A 21,685-nucleotide genomic window follows, 5' to 3' on the forward strand; every position below is an offset into this window, starting at 1 on the left:
ATGATGAGGAATGTCATGTTTCCAAAATCAGAAACTAAGATACAGAACTCAAAATCAGCCTTTGGTCAAAAAAATAATAAAGTTTCATTCAAGAATCGCTTATATTTATCGAAAGATTTTATTCAAATATTTTTATCAATGCGAACCTACAACCAAATCAAACGCCAAATAGATTTGAACCCTTTTGCTGAATTAATGCTTCGGAATGAACTAAAGGCTTTACCAAGCATTATTCACGAAAACGAATACATTGATGCCTCGGTGCATGGTTATTGGAATACTCGACATGTGTTACTTTTGGCTACAACGCAACGCATTTTATTGGTTGATAGCGATAACTACGGCGATGTTGAAGTGATAGAATTTCCTTATGATAAAAGCGTTACGGTGCGTTGTCCAACGGCCGATTCAGTAGTTTTTGGTACGGCAGAACGTAAGGTAAAAGTTGATAATACGCTCGAAGAATACATTGCGGCTTTCTATGCAGTTGTGCAAGATAGATTGGCAGGAAAAGAACCACAACTTTATCGTGAAAGAGATATTTACGCACAAGAAGAACAAACTGGTGAGCCTTTACCGCAAACAAATAATCCATTTCATGTCATTTTACGTGGACTTGATGGACTTTCAAAAATGATAGTTCCGCAGGCCGAAGAAAATAAACAGCAGTCACTAACTGAAGATTCTCAAGCCACCGTGAAAGGAACAAAACAATCAACCGAACCAGAAAAAACATTGGATGAACTTTTGGCGGAATTGAACGCTTTGGTAGGTTTGGAGAATGTGAAAGAAGAAGTGAAAAGTTTAGTAAATGTGCTAAAAATCGAGAAAATCAGAAAAGAGCAAGGCATTACGCTGCCCGACCGCTCGTTGCACATGGTTTTTCATGGAAATCCTGGTACGGGAAAAACAACGATTGCGAGGCTTTTGGCTAAAATTTTCAAAGCTTTGGGCGTACTGAGCAAAGGACAATTATATGAAACCGACCGCAGTGGCTTGGTAGCTGGTTATACTGGACAAACATCGCTGAAAGTGCGTGAAGTTTGCCAAAAAGCGATGGGAGGAATTTTGTTTATTGACGAAGCCTACGCTCTCAATACCGAAGACACTTATGGCCCCGAAGCTGTGAACACGATTGTGAAATTTATGGAAGATAATCGTGATGATTTTGTAGTGATTGTGGCGGGTTATGAAGAAAAAATGACAGAATTTATCAACTCAAACCCTGGTTTACATTCGAGGTTTAATAAGTACATTGCCTTTAAAGATTATACACCCGAAGAATTGGTCGATATTTTCTTGTTGCAAACCGCCAAAGTGCAACTGAAAGTAAATGATGATGCACAAGAAAAAGTCTATAAGTTATTCAAAGAACTTTACGAAGACCGAGATGCATCTTTCGGAAATGGTCGTCTGGCTCGTAATATTTTTGAGAAAACTTACGAAAAACAAGCGAATCGCCTTGTGAGTGAAGGCATTGAAAAAGCGGATATTAGTTTGATAAAAGTAGAGGATATTCCTGTGATGGATTCATAGGAACGTCCAGTTTGGACGTTCCTACGGGTTTACAATTCTTCAATATTTTTTAAATAAATTTCGGCTTGTTGTAAAACTTCATTTCTTTGTTGGTCGGGCATTTTATTGAGGGTAACGTAAGCCATACCGATGCGTGGATTTCGTTCGAGTTTAGCACGATTTCGTTCATAAAAATGCCAGTAAAGCGAGTTAAACGGACACGATTTATGACCAACTTTCTTGCTTTTATCATAAAAACACGAGCCACAATAATCGCTCATTTTATCAATATAATTAGCCGAGGCAACGTAAGGTTTTGAGCCAACAATTCCGCCATCGGCATATTGGCTCATACCACGAGTATTCGTAATTTCGACCCACTCAATGGCATCAATGTAAATGCCCAAATACCACTCATCAATTTCATCGGGATTGATGCCCGCCAGCAAACAAAAATTGCCAATGACCATTAATCGTTGAATATGGTGTGCATAAGCCAGATTCAATGATTGACCAACGGAATGTTTCATGCAATTCATTTTGGTTTTGCCAGTCCAAAAGAAATCGGGGAGTTTTTGTTGATGTTCAAAATAATTAAGTGTTTGAAAATCAGGCATTTTGTTCCAATAAATACCCCTCATGTATTCTCGCCAACCGATAATCTGCCTTACAAAACCTTCGATTTGAGCGATTGAAATATCATCTTGATTTTGTTGCCAATGCTCAACTGCTCGCTCAACCACTTCCAATGGTGAAAGCAATTTTATATTCATCGAAAACGATAATCGTGAATGGTAAATCGACCAATATTGCATGGCCATGGCATCTTCGTAAGTGCCAAAATTCGGTAAGCAATTTCTCACAAAAAACTCCAATAATTGTAAGGATTCTTGTCGAGTTACTGGCCAAAAGAAATTCTTGGCGTTTACGCTACCAATGGTCTTGACTTCTTGGTTTTGTACAAGTTGGTAAATCTCCGAAACATCTCGACTGAAAACCAAAGGCTCAACGGGACGGTGTTCTTTTGGAAGTTTTTTGCGGTTGTCGGCATCGTAGTTCCATTGTCCTGTGAGTGGTTCGTTTCCATCCATCAGAATCCCGTATTTCTTTCGCATCATACGGTAGAAACTTTCCATCAGAAAAGTCTTTTTTCCTTTGAAAAAATCACCCAATTCGTTTCTTCGGCTCAAGAAATGTTCAGTATCATAAACTTTTGTAGAAATATTAAGCGTGCTTGAAAAAGCCTTCAATTGTTCATCAAGGCGATATTCATCGGGAAGTTGATATTCAAATTCTGTAATTTGATTTTGCTCAATAATCCACTCAAGATTTTTGGTCAGCGATTGTGTGTTTCGCTCATCGTCCAAACGTAAATAAATGATGCTATGTTCTTGATTTTCAAGGTTTTGAGCAAACGAACGCATAGCCGAAAAGAAGCCTATGACCTTTTGTATATGATGCTTCACGTAGTCAGTTTCCTGCCTCATTTCCATCATTACATACAAAATATTAGTGCTTTTATCTTGAAACCAAGAGTGATTATGATTGAGCTGGTCGCCCAGTATTAGTCGAAGAACCATGAAAATTTTTTCGTAAATGTTTCATGGGTTTAACTAATTATACACTTATTTGTTTACACGTGATTAAACCAATCCTTCAGGATTTGGGATAAAATTCAAGAACGAATCACTGTGTTTTTTATATTTTTCGGTGTCGAGTGTATAAAGAAATGCCCCTTTTTTCGAGAAACCTTTTTGTTTTTCCTTTAACTTAATCAAAAGCCCTGTCGATAGGATTTTTCTGCTAAAATTTCGCTTATCGAAATTACTGCCATAAATCGCTTCATAGAGATTTAATATCTGCGGAATCGTAAATTTCTCGGGCATTAATTCAAAGCCAATCGGATGAAAAGCTGCTTTATAACGCAAGCGTTCGATGGCAATTTTTATCATCTCTCGGTGGTCGAAGAGTAATTCAGGTAAATCTTGCATCGAAAACCATTGAGCATGGTGCGTATCCGAAATCTTGGTTTCGTAGTCTTTCACATTGACCAACGCATAATACGCCACCGCAACTGTACGCTCAACAGGGTCACGGCTGGGGTCGCCAAAGGCATTGAGTTGCTCCAAAAAAATGCCTGTCACTCCCGTTAATTCAAATAAAATTCGCTCGGCTGCTTGGTCGAGGCTTTCGTTGGGTTTGAGCCAGCCACCCATCAACGACCATGTATCGTGGTCGGTTTGTACACCTCGTTTTACCAACAAAAGTTTTAATTCTTCGCCATCAAAACCAAAAATGATGGAGTCGAGAGCTACCAAACATTTGGTCTGTTGTTTATAAAGTTCTAACATTCAGGGTTTTATAGATTATAATTGTAGGTCAGTGTCATGAATTATTAGCAATATAAGGAAGTAGCCATCCATGCACAACAAAAGTAGGTATTTTCTCTAAAAAACTCGTATTTTTGCACAAAAAAGCCTAAATGTCATTGCTAAAAATCAATAATTTACATAAGTCTTTCGAGGGAGTAAAGGCAGTTAATGATATTTCAATCACGCTCGAAAAAGGTAGAATTTTAGCGATTTTGGGCGAAAGTGGCTCAGGAAAAACAACTCTTCTGCACTTAATTGCGGCTCTCTACGAACCCGACTCTGGAACACTTCTGCTTGATAATGAACGTATTACACCACCCTCCGAAAAACTGATTGCTGGGCATCCAGACATTAAACTCGTTCGGCAAGACTACGGACTTTTTCCGAATATGTCAATCCGTGCCAATATTGCGTATGAATTGCGTTATTATGAAGAAAATTACAGGAATGAAAGAGTAGATAAACTCCTTGAAATTAGTGGTTTAACTCATGTGCAACATCATGTGCCTCGACAAGTTTCGGGAGGAGAACAGCAGCGTGCTACCATCGTTAAAGCCATTGCCGAAGAACCAAAATTACTGTTGCTTGATGAGCCTTTCAGCCATTTGGATGCTGTAAATAAACGCCGACTAAAAAACGAAGTATTAAACCTCATCAAAGCCGAAGAAGTAAGTTGTATTTTCGTAACGCACGATGTTACTGATGCCTACGGAATGGCCGATGAATTGCTAATCATGCAAAACGGTAATGCTCTGCAACTTGGCTCGCCCGAAGAAATTTATCGAAACCCAAGCAATCAGTATGTGGCTGAGATTACGGGGGAAACTTCTTTGAGTTCTGAGTTAAAACTCAGCACTCAGCACTCAGAACTCAGAACTTTCCTTCGCCCCTCGCAGATTCGAGTTTCTGAAAAGTCAGCTATCAAAGGTACGGTTGTATCGGTTAAATTTTTGGGAGCGTATTATGAGGTAATTTTAGAAGTTGAAGATTTCAATCTAAAAATGTATAGTTTTGATAAACTTAATGTTGGGGAAAAAATAGGAATTAAAATCAGGCAACTTGATTAATTGGTTATTAAACATTTTCTATGACGCCGTCGATATTTACGTAGAGACAAAGCATAGATATTGATGTAGAGACAGGGCATGCCCTGTCTCTACTGAGGTTAATCATGTCTTATTGGTATCTATTGTGGCAAAAAATGAATATAGTTTTAAGTTAAAATATCTTTTCAATCAATATTAAATAGATAAAAAATCTATTCTCAAAAACCAAAGTAGATATTTTCTGTGTACGTTGAATAAAATTTAGATAAAAATTTATTCTAAACTTTTGGTTTTGTATCGGTAAATTCCCAACTTTGTATCGGTATCAAGAATTTCTAATTAATTTTAGAAAACCAACCGAGTCGCAAACGCTACGGTGGTCAAAAGATGCGGGCTGTTCTAAAGTCAAAAATGTTTTGTTTTTCTCTTCAAAAAAGCCCTCTTCAATTTCTTGGAAACTACCAATTTATTTTAAAATCATTTAAAAAACATAGCATTTATGCCTTATTTATTCACTTCTGAATCTGTATCGGAAGGCCACCCAGATAAAGTATCGGACCAAATCTCAGACGCCCTCATTGATAATTTTATGGCGTTTGACCCTTCTTCTAAAGTAGCTTGTGAAACTTTAGTAACGACAGGTTTAGTAGTTTTGGCAGGAGAAGTAAAAACACAAACGTATCTTGACGTACAATCTATTGCTCGTGAAGTAATCCGTAAAATCGGTTATACGAAGTCAGAGTATATGTTTGAAGCAAATTCTTGCGGAATTATCTCGGCTATTCACGACCAATCGGCAGACATCAACCAAGGTGTTGACCGTAAAACTGCTGATGATTTCGAATCAAAAGCAAATGCTCAAGGTGCTGGTGACCAAGGTATGATGTTTGGTTATGCCACTCGTGAAACTGATAATTATATGCCATTGGCTTTGGATTTAGCTCACACTATTCTCCAAGAAATGTCATATATCCGTAATAATGAGCCAAATTTGATTCCTTATTTACGTCCAGATGCAAAATCTCAGGTAACAATCGAATATTCTGACGATAACGTTCCACAAAGAATTGATACAATCGTAGTTTCTACGCAGCACGATGATTTTGCGGCTGATGAAGAAATGTTGGCAAAAATCAAGGCTGACGTTATCAATATCGTTATCCCACGTGTACAAGCTAAGTTGAAAGCTGATTTACAGGCTTTATTCAACGACCAAATCACGTACCACATCAATCCAACTGGTAAATTCGTAATCGGTGGACCACACGGAGATACAGGTTTGACAGGCCGTAAAATTATCGTTGATACTTACGGTGGTAAAGGTGCTCACGGTGGTGGTGCTTTCTCTGGAAAAGACCCTTCAAAAGTTGACCGTTCGGCAGCTTATGCCACTCGCCACGTAGCTAAAAACTTAGTAGCGGCTGGTCTATGCGACGAAGTACTCGTACAAGTTTCTTACGCTATCGGTGTTGCAAAACCATGTGGTTTGTTTATTGATACTTACGGAACTGCTAAGGTTGATATGACTGATGGTGAAATCGCTCAAAAAGTAGCTGAAATCTTCGATATGCGTCCGTACGCAATCGAGCAACGTTTGAAATTACGTAACCCAATCTACTCAGAAACAGCCGCTTATGGCCACATGGGACGTAAAAACGAAGTAGTAACTAAAACTTTCAAAGGGCCAGATGGCACAACAGTTACGAAAGAAGTAGAACTTTTCACTTGGGAAAAATTGGATTACGTTGATGCTGTAAAAGCAAAATTTGGTCTATAATTCTTTAAGTTTAAGATAGAAAAACGGATGTCGAGAGGCTTCCGTTTTTTGTTTATAGTAGCACAAGTTTTTAACTTGTGGTTTTGCGTCAAAACATTCCCCTAAAATACATTGTTCAATCTGAAAAAGAATGAGTAATATTGCAAAATTTAATAAAAAACAACTATTTGCAATTACTGATGAAGCTACGACTTTTATCGATTTTACTTCTTTTTGCTTTAAAATCCCACACTCAAACTTTTCGTGCAGTTGTATGTGATAGTTTCACGAAGCAGCCTTTACCGTCAGCGAGCATCAGAGTAAAAGATACCAATTTAGGAACGACTACCAATGACGATGGGAAGTTTTCGCTTTCGGTGAAGAAGGGAACTTTTATTATTTCCTACATAGGATATTTGTCGAAAAATATAGCTTCAAATGCTTTACCCGATACGGTTTTTCTTTCGGAAAATAATCAACTCAAGGAAGTTGTGATAATGCCCGACTCGGCACTTCGAGTATTGCTGAAAAATGCCTATAAGAATATCACAAAAAACTATCCTCAAAAAGCAACGTATTTGACAGGTTTTTATCGAGAAGTAAACGAAAGCATTGATTCAAGTAGATTTAATTATTTTTCGGAAAGTGTGTTTAAAACTTACAAGCCTCCCTACACATTGGCAGGAGCGGAGTATCAAGGGCAAGTACAGGTACTGAAAACTCGTAAAATCGTTCATCCAACCTATGAGAAAAATGGTGTAAGGTTTCATGGTGGACCTTATTTATCTATTAGAGGTGATAGGGTTTTGAAGAGAGAAAGCATAATTAATCCGAAGTCTTACAGAAGATATAATTACGAACTTGAAAAAATAACTTCGTATGAAGGAAAGCCAGTTTATGTCGTTGCGTTTGCGGACAAAGACAGTGTTTTCAACGGCAAAATCTATATTGATAAAACGGATTTAGCATATCTCAAAATCGAAACTTTCAAGCAGTTAGATAAAAAAGAACTTAAATTTATCCGTTTAGATTATACCGAAACTATCATTTTCGATAAAAAAGATGATTTTTGGTACCTAAAGTACTACAAAGGAGTAGGTAATTTTAAGGCTACAAAAGAAAGGTTTTCATTGACAGCAGAATATGTAACTACTTCCGTTGATTCTGACTCTGTTAAAGTATTTTCGTATGATAAACAATTTAATTATGTGGATGTAATTAGTCGCTATGAATCGAATACATCCGACGATTTCTTTAATGAATACAATAGTGTAATTGACCAAACCCAAGACCTAAAAAAACAGATAGACTTAGCTTTTAAAACTAACGTGATTGATTCGTTAAGACGGGCTGTTCAGTCTCAAGATATTGACAGTACCAAGACAGAAACTAAGCTACCTCACTCAACAGAAGTAAACTATTTCAGAAAAATACTCTCTAACCTACAATTAGATTGGAATTTGTCTTATTGTCCAATTCAATCGTTCGATGCTAATTTTGACTTAAATCTGAATAATACTTTTTACAATAATCTTCATCTAACATCTGTAACTAAATCGAATAATTTACCTATCATCTTTGGCGTTAGTTGGTCTTATAAACTGAATAGACATTGGCTGATAACATATCAATTAGGTAGTTCCTTTAAGCGTTTTAGTAATACCTCAATAAAACAAAATGATATTGGTTTAGCGTATCGTTTAATCCTAAATGCCGCTCGAAAACCCATCATTGTTGAGTCGAGTATTAAGTATGCTAATGTTCAATATGGAGTTGATTTTGGTGGAATTGATAATCCTATGAAAAATATTATTATTGATAAACAAAAGTTTAATTCAAAATCAATATTAACAGGTATTTACCAACAAACTGAAGGAATAAAATTGGGGGTTGCGGGAAGTATATATTCCAAAAAATCAAAACAACTTATTTTAAGTATTGATTATATGTACCCATTGAATAGCTCTATCCCATCATTCCAGATAAAGGAAATAGGCTTTTTTGAGTTGTTTCCAAGTAAAGTTAAGATAAGTTTAGATGATAGCCGACTAACGATGTCCCATCAATCTAATCTACAACTTCCAAAGATAAGTAGCAACTTTTGGTTTGGTCTTACTTATAGAGTGAGATTATAAATGAGTTAATAAAAAGTATTTTAACAAATTACTTTTTGCTGCGATACACAGTCATAAAACATTCGCCCAAAACACATTGTTCAATCTGAAAAAGAATGAGTAATTTCGCAGCAAAAACTATCAATCTGAATGAAACTCAATAAACAAAATAGGAGTATTATTCTGAGTCTGCTTTGTCTGTTATCGCTCTCGACAATGGCTCAGATTGCCAAACCTACAACCGTTCCTCAAACCTCAACTCCACCGCCATCAAAACCAACCGTTTATGCAATCATCGAGCAAGTGCGTAAAAAATACGCTCCTGATAAGCGAGTAGCATTTTTTCAGGCCGAACTTGACTCTAACCGAATTGTGGGTAAAACCAATTTGCCCGCAGCTAAAAAAGACTTGTTAAATCGCTTAAAATCAAATGGTTATAGTTTGCTTGATGCTGTGAAATTATTACCCGATAACGAACTGCTCGAAAATCGTAATTGTGGTATTGCCAATATTTCGGTGCTAAATTTACGTAGTCAGCCCAAAGAATCTGCCGAATTAGCTTCGCAAGCCTTACTCGGAACGCCTTTAAAAGTGCTTGATAGAGAGCGAAATTGGTACATGATTCAAACCCCCGATAATTACATTGGGTGGACAGATGGCTCGACTTTCGCTCGCATTACTCAATACCAGTTCGACCGTTATCAAGCCAATAAATTTTTGATGTTTGCCAAGCCTTACGGTTTTTCGTATTCCAAAGCCGACGAAAATTCTCAGACCATTTCTGACCTTACTTGGGGCAATGTTTTGGCTGTAAAAGATACATTACAAGACTTTTATGAAGTAATCTACCCCGATGGCCGCAATGCTTTTATCTTGAAAAAAGAAGCCATCGGACATCAAGAATGGAAACAGTCAGTTACGGCTTCCGAACAAAATTTAGTTAATGCGGCTTTCAGAATGCAAGGTTTACCCTATTTATGGGGCGGAACTTCATGGAAAGGCGTAGATTGTAGCGGTTTTACTCGCATGATTTATCAATCAAACGGAATTCTATTGCCCCGTGATGCCTCACAACAAGTCTGGTCGGGTGTAGAAGTGCCTTTTGATAGCCTTCAAGTAGGAGATTTATTGTTTTTTGGCGAAAAAGCTACGCCCGAAAAGTCAGAACGTGTCGTACATGTAGGCATGTGGTTGGGCAACAAAGAATTTATTCATTCATCGGGTATGGTAAAAATCAGTAGTTTTGATGAGCGTTCGCCACGCTACGACGCCCATAATGCTGGCCGATATTTACGAGCCAGACGCATCTTAGGTACAGATAAAGGAATTGTTTCGTTAAAGAAATAGCTTTGTGGAGCGAACTTTTAGTTCGCCGTTGCAATTTCAGTTCGCTCAAAGTCTAAGTTAAGAAGTGATTTACAAACGTCGGCAAGGCTCGAAGCCTTGCCGACGTTAAAACAAACCAAAGTTATTTGTCAAACTTACACTTATTGCATAACTTCGTACATTCATAAAAATATTCAACTAATTATATAAAAATGAAAAAATCAATCATTTTTTCAGTCTTTACGCTCCTTGTGGTTTTTGCCTGTAAGCAAACCCAGAAAACGCTTTCAGATGAAAGTTATTCTAAGCTAACCGACGACGAAAAGCGTAAGGTAGAACACGCTCTTGATGGTATTCAGTTGGCTGACTCTGATTTGGAAGTAACGCTTTTTGCGTCCGAACCAATGATGATGAACCCGACCAATATGGACATTGATGCCAAGGGACGAGTCTGGATTTGTGAAGGATATAATTACAGAAATAAACTAAATCCGAAGAATCCGTACAACAAAAAGGGTGATAGAATCTTGATTATGGAAGATACTAATCAAGATGGAAAAGCCGATAAAAGTACGGTTTTTTATCAAGGTGAAGACATCAATTCTGCTCTCGGAATTTCAGTTTTGGGTAATAAAGCAATCGTTTCTTGCTCGCCAAATGTATTTTTGTTTACTGACGAAAACAACGATGGCAAAGCCGATAAAAAAGAAGTTATTTTCACTGGTTTGAAGGGTGTTCAGCACGACCACGCCATTCATGCTTTTACGTTTGGGCCTGACGGAAAACTCTATTTCAATGGTGGCAATGAAGTACAAACGCTCAGCGATAAAAACGGTAAAGAATTAACCGATGATTTAGGTCGACCATTTTCTACTTACAAGCAAGGAAAAGTTTTCAGATGCGATATTGATGGCTCAAATGTTGAGATTCTGGGGCATAATTTCCGTAATAATTACGAAGTAGCCCTTGATTCATACGGCCGTATGTGGCAGTCGGATAATGATGATGATGGCAACAAAGGCGTGCGTATCAACTACGTAATGGACTATGGCAATTATGGCTACAAAGATGAAATGACAGGTGCAAGCTGGCAAGAACGCCGCACTAATTGGGAGTCTGAAATTCCACTTCGTCACTGGCATTTAAACGACCCTGGCGTTGTGCCAAATTTATTGCAAACAGGTGCTGGTTCGCCAACAGGTATGATTGTTTATGAAGGAAAGCTTTTACCTGAAAAATACCAAAACCAAGTCATTCACTGTGATGCTGGCCCGAGCATTGTGCGTTCGTATCCAGTTACTAAAAATGGTGCTGGTTTTACGGCAACAATCAATAATATCTTAGATGGCTCGAAGCGTGACCAATGGTTCCGCCCATCAGATGTTACGACTGCCCCAGATGGTTCAATCTTCGTAGCCGATTGGTACGACCCAGGTGTGGGTGGTCATGCTATGGGCGATTCGCTTCGTGGACGTATTTATAGAATTGCTCCCAAAGGTGAGGCCTATTCTGTGCCAAAGTTTGATTTTGAAACCGCCGAAGGCTGTGTTGAAGCCCTCCAAAATGCCAATGTAGCCGTACGTTACTTGGCTTGGACAAAACTGAACTCAATGCAAGAAAAAGCCGAAGAAGCACTATTGAAATTATGGAAAGATGATGATTCAAGAATGCGTGCCAGAGCCTTATGGTTGTTAGGTAAAATAAAGGGAAAAGAAGCGAAGTATTTGCAAGAAGCTGCCAATGATGCTGACGAAGATATTCGCATCACGGCTATTCGTTTATCTCGTGAATTAAGCACTGATAACACTGCATTGCTTCAAAAACTCGCTACCGACCCATCGGCACAAGTGCGTCGTGAAGTTGCTTTAGCAATTCATCATAAAACTTCGTCAGCCGCTGCCAATATTTGGGCAATACTGGCCAGCCAATATGATGGCAAGGATAGATGGTATTTAGAAGCACTCGGTATTTCGGCTGATAATCAGTGGGATACGTTTTTTGCGAGTTATTTGGCAAAAGCAGGCGAAAAATGGAAAACAGATGCTGCTGCTAAGGACTTAGTATGGCGTAGTCGCTCAACTGATAATATTTTCCGATTGGCCGAATTGGCAAAATCAAGCAAAGATAACCTGCGTTATTTCCGTGCTTTTGATTTCCAAAGTAATCCAGAGAAAACAAAAATTTTACTCGGAATGCTTGATGGCGGAAATGCAACGGGTGACATCATGACTTTGGTTTTCAAGCATTTAGATATGAATACTGCCAAGCAAGACCCACTTTTCAAGAGTCTTCTACCAAAAGTTTTGGATGGTATAAAAAATCCAACCGATTATCTGGATTTAGTAAAACGCTACGAATTAAAAGACCAAGTGGCTCGCCTAACAGAAATGGCAATGAAAGATTCGGTTTTAGGTGGAGAAGCGGCCAAAATTCAAATAAAAATGAATGGTTTAGGTGAATTTCAAAAGCTTACTCAAAACAAAGATGAAGATATTGTACGTAAAGCAATTGGCGTTTATGGTGGCGTTGACGAAAAACCTGTAACCGATTATTTAGTAACTTTATTCAATAACAAAAATCTCAGCAAAGGTGTACGTAACCAAGCAATGTACGCCATGTACGGCTGGAATAGTGAAGAAATTTTGTGGAATTTAGTAAAAGCCAATAAGGTTTCGGAAGAAGTAATGCCGATTGCCAAGAAGATTTTGTTGGGAACATGGCACAGCGATATTCGTACTGATGCCATGAAAATGTTTGGTGCGGAATTGGACAAAGAATTGGGCGATATCAACGAACTGGCAAAAGGTGTAGGAAATGTAGCAAGCGGACAAAAAGTATTTAAAATGTATTGTACGGCTTGCCACCAAGTAAAAGGTGAGGGTGTAAACTTCGGCCCTGCATTGACCGAAATCGGCAGTAAATTATCCAAAACTGCCCTTTACTCGGCTATCATCAACCCAAGTCAAGGTATTAGTTTTGGTTATGAAGGCTACAAACTCAAGCTCAAAGATGGCACAGAAGTAGAAGGAATGATTTTGAGTAAAACCGAAAACGATATAAATGTTAAGCAAATCGGTAGCACAAACCCAACTGCTTTCAAGCGTGCTGATATTGTTTCGATGGAAGAAAACGAAGAATCGCTAATGCCGAAATTCCCACTACAAAAACAAGAAATGGTTGATTTAGTGGAGTATTTGCGTACCTTGAAGAAGCAGTAAAACACCATTATTTTCATAGATAAACAGGAGCATAGCAATCGTTATGCTCCTGTTTTGTTTATGAAAAAATGATTATTTTTACCATTAAATCAGATTAAAGCCGTTAAATCACACACATCAATATTCTATTAACTCTTTTACTTTAAATTAATTACTCGATTCCGAATAACTAAATTTATTTATTGTGAAATACACGTTTGTATTAATATTGTTCTTGACTTTTGGGTCTTGTAGTAGGCAAGAAACTGTTCCAAAAGAATATTCCGAGTTTAAAGGAGAGTTATTTGGAAAGCAAGTGGTAATATCTGAGAAAGATAGTGCTAATATAAATACTGTAAGAGTGTTGGGCGTGAACCCTAATGGAGAATATACTGGAGCCATTGTCACTAATTCGTTATTCTTTAGTGGAGATGATTGTATTACTGTTGGTGCTTGGTTTTTTAATGCTTATGCTCATGCCGAAAACCCAAAAGATAGTTTATATAAATTTCTTAAAAACTCTTTAGTTGTTGGTCAGAAGGCTGAAAATATAGTAGGACAACGATTATCATGGAATGTTTACTACAAAAAAGCAAATAACATTAAACTTCTTGAAGGAGAAAATAAAAACATTGAGGTAGTAGAAGTTCGTGAAGTCACTACGGAAAGAAATAAAATCCAGCAAGGTTATTTCCCAAAAACTTTTTGGGCTACGTATAAAATTAGAGGTACTTTTGATGAATTAGGAAAAATAGATGGTGTATTAAAGTTGAAGTACTTAATTTACTAAAACTTGAAATTACGTACTTTGAAGAAGCAGTAAAACAATATTATTTTTTATAGATAAACAGGAGCATAGCAATCGTTATGCTCCTGTTTTATTTTTGAGTAGTTTTGCAAAATCCAGTCTATTAAACAAAACATCCTATGAAAAAAAATGTTCTGAGTCTATGCTTTGCTTTGATGTTTATCAATGCTCTATTTGCCCAAAACTCCTCTACTTTTACCAATCCATTATTACCGTCAGGAGCAGACCCGTATAGTTTTTATAAAGACGGCTATTATTATTACACCCACACACAACAAAACAAGCTGACGATTTGGAAAACCAAAAACTTAGCAGATTTGAAAACCGCTGAGTCGAAGACAATTTGGACACCGCCCACTGGAACGATGTACTCAAAAGAATTGTGGGCTCCCGAAATACATTTTATTCAAGGAAAATGGTATATGTATTTTGCGGGTGATGATGGCGATAACAATCATCACCGAATGTATGTGCTTGAAAATCCTTCGCCTGACCCAATGAAAGGCGATTGGACATTTAAAGGGAAAGTTGCCGACGAGTCGGCCGATAAATGGGCGATTGATGGCGATGTTTTTGAGCATCGTGGGCAATTATACATGGTTTGGTCAGGCTGGGAAGGTGACAAAAATGGTCAACAAAACATTTATATTGCTAAAATGAAAAATCCGTGGACGATTACGGGCGGACGCTCGAAAATATCTGGCTCAGACTTTGACTGGGAAAAGCACGGTGATTTGAATGAGCCAAATCTTAAACACGTAAACGTAAACGAAGGTCCACAAATATTGAAACACGGCAAGAAATTATTCATTATTTATTCAGCAAGTGGCTGCTGGACAGATTTTTATGCTCTTGGAATGCTCACAGCCGATGCCAATGCCGATTTGATGAATCCGAAAAGTTGGAAGAAATCTCCAGAACCATTATTCAAGCAATCTCCCGAAAATAAAGTTTTTGCACCAGGACATAATTCCTTTTTCAAATCGGCCGATGGTAAAGAAGATTGGATTCTTTACCATGCCAATTCCGAGCCTAATCAAGGTTGTGGCAAATTTCGTTCACCAAGAATGCAAAAGTTTACTTGGAATGCCGACGGTACGCCGAATTTTGGAGTTCCTGTGAAGGAAAATGAAGTATTGGCTGTTCCTTCGGGGAAGTAGTTATCGTGAACTGGTATTTTGTAAAATAAATAGAGCAACCTCTACTTGCTCTATTTATTAATACTTTTCTTTAATCTTTTGGCTTCTTTTAAAACTATACTTTTTAGTTTTTTCTCGTAAGTGTGTATGGAATCAAATTCTTCAATGATATTATCTAAATAATTTGATGCTTTATTTGATTGTCCTGATTCTATCATAAAAGAAGCATATTCTAATCGAGCTGCATAATTAGAAAAACGTCTATCCATTTGTTTGAAAATACTTTCAGCTTTTTCGGTATCTCCTGTGTAGTGTAATGCCCAAGCATAAGCTATTTTAGCTTCTCCCAATGGTTCAATTTCCTTACTTAATTCGATAACTTTATTGTATTCTTTATTTAAGAAATAGGCATTTGATAATTTTTGGGTAAGCTCAAGATTATTATTAAAAATACCATTTCTACAAGACTCATATAATTTTATAGCCTCTTCATATCTCCCTCTTTCTGTATATGCGTCACCAAGATTAATTTTATTTGTATATGATTCTGAAAACTTTACTGCCTTTTCTAATTTTTCTAAAGCATAGTTACTATAAATTAGCCCTTTAAACCCTTCCTTGACATTACGTACATTTTTTCTGTTATAGAAATTTTCATATAAGTAGATAAGGCTACCAATCAAAGGCAAGAACACAATAAGCCAATACCATTTTTGGTCATTATGATTTCGATATGCGTGAAATAAACAAAATGCTTGTAAAGCAAGAATGATGTAGTAGTAGTCAGTGTAATCAAAAAAGTTAAACACAGCTGATGGTTTTTGAATTGGATGTAGTTATAAAATACAAATGTAATTATAACATCAGTTTTTTCAAATACAACATTTTATTGAAATGTAATCACTAATTACCATAAACATCAATATACGTACTAAAAATACTTCTAACTGGTGTTTTAAAGCGTTTTCTACATTATTAATTAATATCTGAAACAATTCTCACGTAAGTGGCTTGTTTACCATGTCAGGCTTTGTGAAAACTCACATTTTTAGTCTTTATAGCTTTTTGGAATCGGATTATTTTGTGGTGCTAAATAAGAAGCCTCCGGATGAAAAGTTGGATTTACAATAAGGCATAATTCAGTTACACGGTACACCGAATTTTGGAGTCCCAGTAAAAGAAAATGAAGTATTGGCTGTTCCTTCTGGGAGGTGAAAGTAAATTGATTTTTTAGATATTTCAGTAATGCACAAGTCTATTAGGTAGGCTTGTGCATTTTTATTTACAACTAAAATTACCGCACATCAGTGTAAAAAAATCCCCAAAAGAACTCTCTTTCATTGCAAAACTTCCCCAAAATATAGCCATTTGTTATATGGAATAGTTTTTTTGACTATTAGTGTGTTACTAAATTCTCAATCAAAAACATTAAAATCCATTACAACACAACCTAAAATTCATACGGCTTTAAAATTACATTTTTGTTTATATATAGGGATAACAAAATCTGCACAACTTTTAAATCTGCTACCCCTATAATTAGTTCTTTTGTTTATTTGAAATTTTGGTTTTAGATAAAAAATATTCCAAAATGATGTTCTTAGCTGGCTGCTGCTTTATGGAAATCATATACAAACAAGTAAACGATTTAAGCCAAATATAAAAATGCAAAACAATAGCAAAGACATTTTGAGGGAGCTGGTAAGCATTTTCAAAATCAATTTATCAAGAGCCCGTGTTTACGAAAAACTCTTGGGCATGACAGCAAACCATGATTTGAATAGCCATTTTCAGGAACAGTTAAATGATTCTAATCGAATGGTAAAAGAGCTTGAATTGATATTCAATGAGGCCATAGAAGACAGCGAAAAGAAAGTGCTATTTGAAGACTTACAACTAAGCCAACCTCAGTTTTATTTTGGCATGGCTCAAAACTCGGATAATATTCCGACGATAGTTATTTCTTGCAAATTTGGTGACGAATACCTCAAAGGCAAATACCAAAAAGCTATGCAGTTTTTTGATTTTAGGTATTTTCCGAAGCTAAAAAACATCATGAATAAGTATGTTTCAAATATCCATCACATGATGCAGGTTTTAGAAATAACCTTTTCGGATAATAAACTTCTTCCTTCATAGCAAGGATTTATATATATCCAGATTAAAACGTGGCACGTTGCTGACAATCAATTTTTGTTTCAGTTTCGTGTTACGTTTACTTTTTTACTAAACATACAACAAAATGGAAAATCAAGAATTTAAAGAAATCGCTCAAATCATTGATTCGGTGAAGTTTGGTATGTTGTCAACGCTTGGCAAAGGCAATAAAATACATAGCCGCCCAATGACCACCAGTCAGATAGAAGACAACGGATACATTTGGTTTTTTACGAGTATCGAAACCGATTTAGTGAAAGAAATCTCGCTCAAAGATAGCATACAGCTCTCATACGCCGAGCCAACGGATAATGTATATATTTCAATCAATGGCGATGCCGAAATCATCAACAATAAAGCCAAGAAAGAAGAATTGTGGACACCTTTGGCCAAAGCATGGTTCCCGAAAGGAGTTGACGACCCCAATTTGGTTTTGGTAAAGATAAAAGTGAATGAAGCTGAGGTTTGGGACAGTGGCTCAAATAGGATTCTTTCGCTGGCGAAGATTGTAAAAGCGATTTTTAATTCAGAAAGGTTTGAAGCGGACGATGATTCGCACAAAGTTATAAAAATGTAATGCAATGGATTTAAGAACAGAAGAACCTTTCTGGTTGATGAGAAGCGGAATTATTCAGTCTTTCCCATCCATAAAGAAATCGGCAAGTACGGAAGTAGTAATTTTAGGCGGAGGCATAACTGGCTCATTAATAGCCTATTATTTAGCAAAGGCTGGGATTTCGGCTATATTAATCGACAAACGTAAAATCGGTATGGGTAGCACTTGTGCGAGTACTGCTCTTTTACAATACGAAATAGATACTCCATTGCAAGAATTACAAGAATACGTAGGTTTTGAAAACGCCGCTCGTAGCTACCAACTTTGTATCGAGGCCATTGCTAAAATAGAGAAAATAGTAAAAGAACTAAACGTTGAGGTAGGTTTTTCGGAGCGTAAAAGTTTCTACTACGCATCGAATAAAAGCGATGCAAAAGAACTGCCTAAAGAATATGAATTAAGAAAGCAAATAGGCATTGATTTAGAATACTGGGAAGAAGAAGAAATCAAAAACAAATTTGGTTTTTCGGCCCCAGCCGCCTTGATGTCGAAAGATGGAGCTCAAATTGATGCTTATTCATTTACACACCATCTATTAGATTTTGCTCAGAAAAACGGTGTGCAAGTTTTTGATGACTCAGAAGTTACCGAAATAAAACACCATAAAAGTAGTGTCGAACTAACGACTAAATATGGTTTAAAAATAGATGCAAAGAAGTTAATTATTGCCAGTGGGTATGAATCTCAGCAGTTTTTATCAAAAAAAGTAGTACAATTCAATTCTTCGTTTGCAATCGTGAGCGAGCCTTTCGAGCAAAAAGAACTTTGGCTGGATAACTGCCTCATTTGGGAAACCGCTCGGCCGTATTTGTATTTACGCACAACTGATGATAACCGTGTTTTGATTGGCGGAAAAGACGAAGAATTTTATAATCCTAAAAAACGAGATGCCCTCAACGATAAAAAGGCGATGCAGTTAGAAAAAGAATTCGATAAACTCTTTCCTGATTTGCTTTTCAGAACTGATTTTAAATGGGCTGGTACTTTTGCCGAAACAAAAGATGGTTTACCGTATATCGGAGCAGTAGACGAACGCCCCAATACTTATTTTGCTATGGGTTTTGGCGGAAATGGCATCGTTTTTAGCCTTTTAGCGGCCGAAATCATTCGAGATGAATTGACAGGAAAACAAAATAATGATGCAAAAATCTTTGGATTTGATAGATAAAGCAAACGAGGCTACATTCAAAACGTAGCCTCGTTTGCTTCTTGGAGAAAATCCATGAGTGGTTTATTGTCTAAACACCCGAATAGTCTTTGTATTATTATTTTGTTTTATGCTCAAAAAATACTGTCCCGAAGCATTTTTGCTTAAAATTTCTTCAATCGCAGACTTTTGGCTTTCCCAAGTACCTGAGTTTTGGTATAGTTTATTGCCCATTTTATCGCTCATCATTATTTCAAATTCTCCTTCGGGTGCTTTTTCATTGATTAATAAATCAATTTTTCCATCAGTGGTATTTGGGAAAACAGTGGCATTGAGTGAGGTGGGCTCTGTGTCTAAATCGCTTTGTGTCTGAGCAACAGTAGAAACGCCGTCAGTTATACTTTTGAGTGTTTTACCAACCCTGATTCGGTCAACAATCACTTCCGAACCTACAAGTATATTGCTTTGCGATAATACAATATTTGATAAATTTGGAATACGCACTTTACTCACTGATTGATTTAAAACCCTTCCAGAATAATAATCTCTATAAGAAGTTGTCAAACTCGAAGTTCCTATTTTGTCTCCCGATAGAAAATAACTAAAATTTATGTCTATGACAGGGCTTGGTTGCTTTTTTGTTAAATCCTCATTTCCTAATGAGATAGCAGCAATAATTTGGTCATTTTTATCCCTTACAACGAGTGAATTAAAAGTAATGTAATCGAAACACACGGGGGTATTTACCAAAGAAAATTTGAGAAGTGGTCGTGTAGGTTCTTCTTTTGAGCTAAGAAACATAAAATAGTTTGATGGGTTCAGAAATGAAGTTAGATATTCATCACATCTGAAATTCCAACCTAAACTATTGATTCGCTGCATGGCTTTATAATTGAGCTGAAAACTAACGAAAATCTGGTCATTGGCTGGTGCTTTTAAAGCTCGTTTTACATCTTGTCCGTTTCTATTCAAATAAGCGGCTCCACCCGAAGCGGTATAGTTTTTCTTGACCAAACCATCAACGACTTTTATCGGATTAGTATTTGATGGCGTGAGTGCCTCCCAGTTATTTTGGGTAAGTGTTTCCCCCTTTGTGTAGTCAAAATCTTCTTTAAGTAGTAAATCGGCTTTATTATCACAGTCTTCGATAATACCTTTTATTTTCCAGACAGTTTTTTCACAATATCCGCCAACAGGTGTAAAGTGTATTTCACCTTCATAAACACCAGCACTACCAGCAATAGGGTTGCCATTCGGACTTATTTTATCAGAATTTCCTACTAACAGAATGTCCAAAGAGTTGTTAGTGTCGTAGTAATGGTAAAATGATTTTAGTATATTATTGGTTTTGGTATAAGTATAGTTTGTTTCATTGTAATAACTTGTTAAAGCCTTAAACCCACTTGGAGCAACTACTGATAAATCAGTAACATCCGCACCTATCTTTGTGTGTATATATGCCGTCAAACTATTAGATAATATTTCTTCATTAGCACACGTTTTAAGAATAATTTCATCCTTTTTGAAGTCATTGGGATTAACATTTTGGGTTGTAGCTCCTCCATTTTCAAGATATTTCCATACTGATAATGAAGATATAAATTTATCTTTATAAGCTAAACCTGGCACACATGGCATTACACTACCCCATGTTTTTCCGACTCGTATTCTATCTATTGTACATTCTGTTCCATCATTTATATCGCTCTGGCTTAAAACAACATTACTAATATTTGTGACTTTAGCTTTGCTTGGATAAAACCCATCGCCACTAAATGCACTGATATTGGTACTTTCATTTCTTAAATACGCTTGTCCGCTACCCGTACCAGTAAGTTGGTATGAAAAACTAAAATCCGCAGTGTTATTACCAACAGGAATCAATGATAGTATCTCATTTTTTGAATCTCGTACGACTAAATACCAATTAATTCCTGCAAAATTTGTAGAAACTAATGAAAATTTCAGTAAAGGAATAGTCGGATTTTCTTTGGAACTCAAAAACATAAAATAACTCAAAGGACTAAATTGCTTAGGATAATGAGTATTACCAACTGGAAAATATTTTTTCACATCCACTTGAAACGAAAGGTAGATTTTTTCATCAGTAACAGGCGTAAATGACCGAACAACATCTTGTCCGTTTTTATTTAAATAAGCTGCTCCGCCCGAGGCTGAATAGCCTGTTTTTGACAAACCCGACACAATTTTTATTGGATTATCGCTTGTACTCGTGAGTGGTTTCCAGTTGTGGTTATTCAGATTATCACCAATTGGATAATCAAAGTCTTCGCTCAAAAGCAAATCTTGAGCATTTACGAAAATAGCAGAAAAAAGGAGTAGGAGAGTAGCAATGTGTGCTTTCATATTTTTAGATTTAGTGTTCAGCGGTTATTGACTGTATTTTCTGAGAAAAGTTGTAAAGATTTTTAGATAAAAATACAAAATACTTTTCTATTATCGCATCTCAATAAATAAACGTCCAATTTTGA

General features: G+C 36.7%; 15 protein-coding genes and 1 riboswitch. Of the genes, 11 read left to right on the forward strand and 4 right to left on the reverse strand.

The window, feature by feature from the left end; all coding sequences use genetic code 11:
* Positions 1 to 15: 15 nt before the first annotated feature.
* Positions 16 to 1,536, forward strand: a complete 1,521-nt coding sequence (locus IEX65_RS25925; protein ID WP_188770944.1) for an AAA family ATPase — start codon at positions 16 to 18, stop codon at positions 1,534 to 1,536.
* Between the two features lie 29 nt (positions 1,537 to 1,565).
* Here the strand turns inward: IEX65_RS25925 and IEX65_RS25930 are convergent, their stop codons facing one another.
* Together IEX65_RS25930 and IEX65_RS25935 are read right to left on the reverse strand one after the other, a co-directional pair.
* A complete protein-coding gene (locus tag IEX65_RS25930) occupies positions 1,566 to 3,095 on the reverse strand; it encodes a cryptochrome/photolyase family protein (protein ID WP_188770947.1) in 1,530 nt (509 codons plus the stop codon).
* Positions 3,096 to 3,158: 63 nt separating this feature from the next.
* Positions 3,159 to 3,866, reverse strand: a complete 708-nt coding sequence (locus IEX65_RS25935) for an NUDIX hydrolase (protein WP_188770950.1) — start codon at positions 3,864 to 3,866, stop codon at positions 3,159 to 3,161.
* 131 nt (positions 3,867 to 3,997) lie between these two features.
* On the opposite strand from IEX65_RS25935, the gene IEX65_RS25940 reads away from it, so the two are divergent.
* The 7 genes from IEX65_RS25940 to IEX65_RS25970 all read left to right on the forward strand — a co-directional run bounded on the left by IEX65_RS25940 (position 3,998) and on the right by IEX65_RS25970 (position 15,294).
* On the forward strand, positions 3,998 to 4,954 hold the full coding sequence (locus IEX65_RS25940; RefSeq protein ID WP_188770952.1) for an ABC transporter ATP-binding protein: 957 nt from the start codon (positions 3,998 to 4,000) through the stop codon (positions 4,952 to 4,954).
* A 296-nt stretch (positions 4,955 to 5,250) separates the two neighbouring features.
* Positions 5,251 to 5,356, forward strand: a riboswitch (SAM-I-IV-variant riboswitch).
* 76 nt (positions 5,357 to 5,432) lie between these two features.
* The gene (gene metK, locus IEX65_RS25945; RefSeq protein ID WP_188770955.1) at positions 5,433 to 6,710 is read left to right on the forward strand and encodes a methionine adenosyltransferase; all 1,278 of its coding nucleotides are present in this window, start codon (positions 5,433 to 5,435) and stop codon (positions 6,708 to 6,710) included.
* Between the two features lie 179 nt (positions 6,711 to 6,889).
* A complete protein-coding gene (locus tag IEX65_RS25950; protein WP_188770957.1) occupies positions 6,890 to 8,824 on the forward strand; it encodes a carboxypeptidase-like regulatory domain-containing protein in 1,935 nt (644 codons plus the stop codon).
* A gap of 129 nt (positions 8,825 to 8,953) precedes the next feature.
* Positions 8,954 to 10,150, forward strand: a complete 1,197-nt coding sequence (locus IEX65_RS25955; RefSeq protein ID WP_188770959.1) for a C40 family peptidase — start codon at positions 8,954 to 8,956, stop codon at positions 10,148 to 10,150.
* A 191-nt stretch (positions 10,151 to 10,341) separates the two neighbouring features.
* A complete protein-coding gene (locus IEX65_RS25960) occupies positions 10,342 to 13,347 on the forward strand; it encodes a PVC-type heme-binding CxxCH protein (protein WP_188770962.1) in 3,006 nt (1,001 codons plus the stop codon).
* 184 nt (positions 13,348 to 13,531) lie between these two features.
* Positions 13,532 to 14,116: a hypothetical protein gene (locus tag IEX65_RS25965; RefSeq protein ID WP_188770964.1), complete on the forward strand. Its 585-nt coding sequence runs from the start codon at positions 13,532 to 13,534 to the stop codon at positions 14,114 to 14,116.
* Between the two features lie 137 nt (positions 14,117 to 14,253).
* On the forward strand, positions 14,254 to 15,294 hold the full coding sequence (locus IEX65_RS25970) for a glycoside hydrolase family 43 protein (protein ID WP_188770966.1): 1,041 nt from the start codon (positions 14,254 to 14,256) through the stop codon (positions 15,292 to 15,294).
* 50 nt (positions 15,295 to 15,344) lie between these two features.
* On the opposite strand, the gene IEX65_RS25975 is transcribed toward IEX65_RS25970, so the two are convergent.
* The gene (locus tag IEX65_RS25975; RefSeq protein ID WP_188770968.1) at positions 15,345 to 16,082 is read right to left on the reverse strand and encodes a tetratricopeptide repeat protein; all 738 of its coding nucleotides are present in this window, start codon (positions 16,080 to 16,082) and stop codon (positions 15,345 to 15,347) included.
* 856 nt (positions 16,083 to 16,938) lie between these two features.
* Between IEX65_RS25975 and IEX65_RS25980 the strand changes: the two genes are divergently transcribed.
* The 3 genes from IEX65_RS25980 (at position 16,939) to IEX65_RS25990 (ending at position 19,214) form a co-directional block, all read left to right on the forward strand.
* A complete protein-coding gene (locus IEX65_RS25980) occupies positions 16,939 to 17,412 on the forward strand; it encodes a hypothetical protein (RefSeq protein ID WP_188770970.1) in 474 nt (157 codons plus the stop codon).
* A gap of 103 nt (positions 17,413 to 17,515) precedes the next feature.
* Complete coding sequence (locus IEX65_RS25985; RefSeq protein ID WP_188770972.1) at positions 17,516 to 18,007, forward strand: pyridoxamine 5'-phosphate oxidase family protein; 492 nt, start codon at positions 17,516 to 17,518, stop codon at positions 18,005 to 18,007.
* 4 nt (positions 18,008 to 18,011) lie between these two features.
* A complete protein-coding gene (locus tag IEX65_RS25990) occupies positions 18,012 to 19,214 on the forward strand; it encodes an NAD(P)/FAD-dependent oxidoreductase (protein ID WP_188770974.1) in 1,203 nt (400 codons plus the stop codon).
* A gap of 63 nt (positions 19,215 to 19,277) precedes the next feature.
* On the opposite strand, the gene IEX65_RS25995 is transcribed toward IEX65_RS25990, so the two are convergent.
* Positions 19,278 to 21,560 (reverse strand): T9SS type A sorting domain-containing protein, encoded by a 2,283-nt coding sequence (locus IEX65_RS25995; RefSeq protein WP_188770976.1) that lies wholly within the window; start codon positions 21,558 to 21,560, stop codon positions 19,278 to 19,280.
* Between the last annotated feature and the right edge of the window lie 125 nt (positions 21,561 to 21,685).

It is taken from the genome of Emticicia aquatilis (assembly GCF_014644295.1).
Taxonomy (GTDB): Bacteria; Bacteroidota; Bacteroidia; order Cytophagales; family Spirosomataceae; genus Emticicia; species Emticicia aquatilis.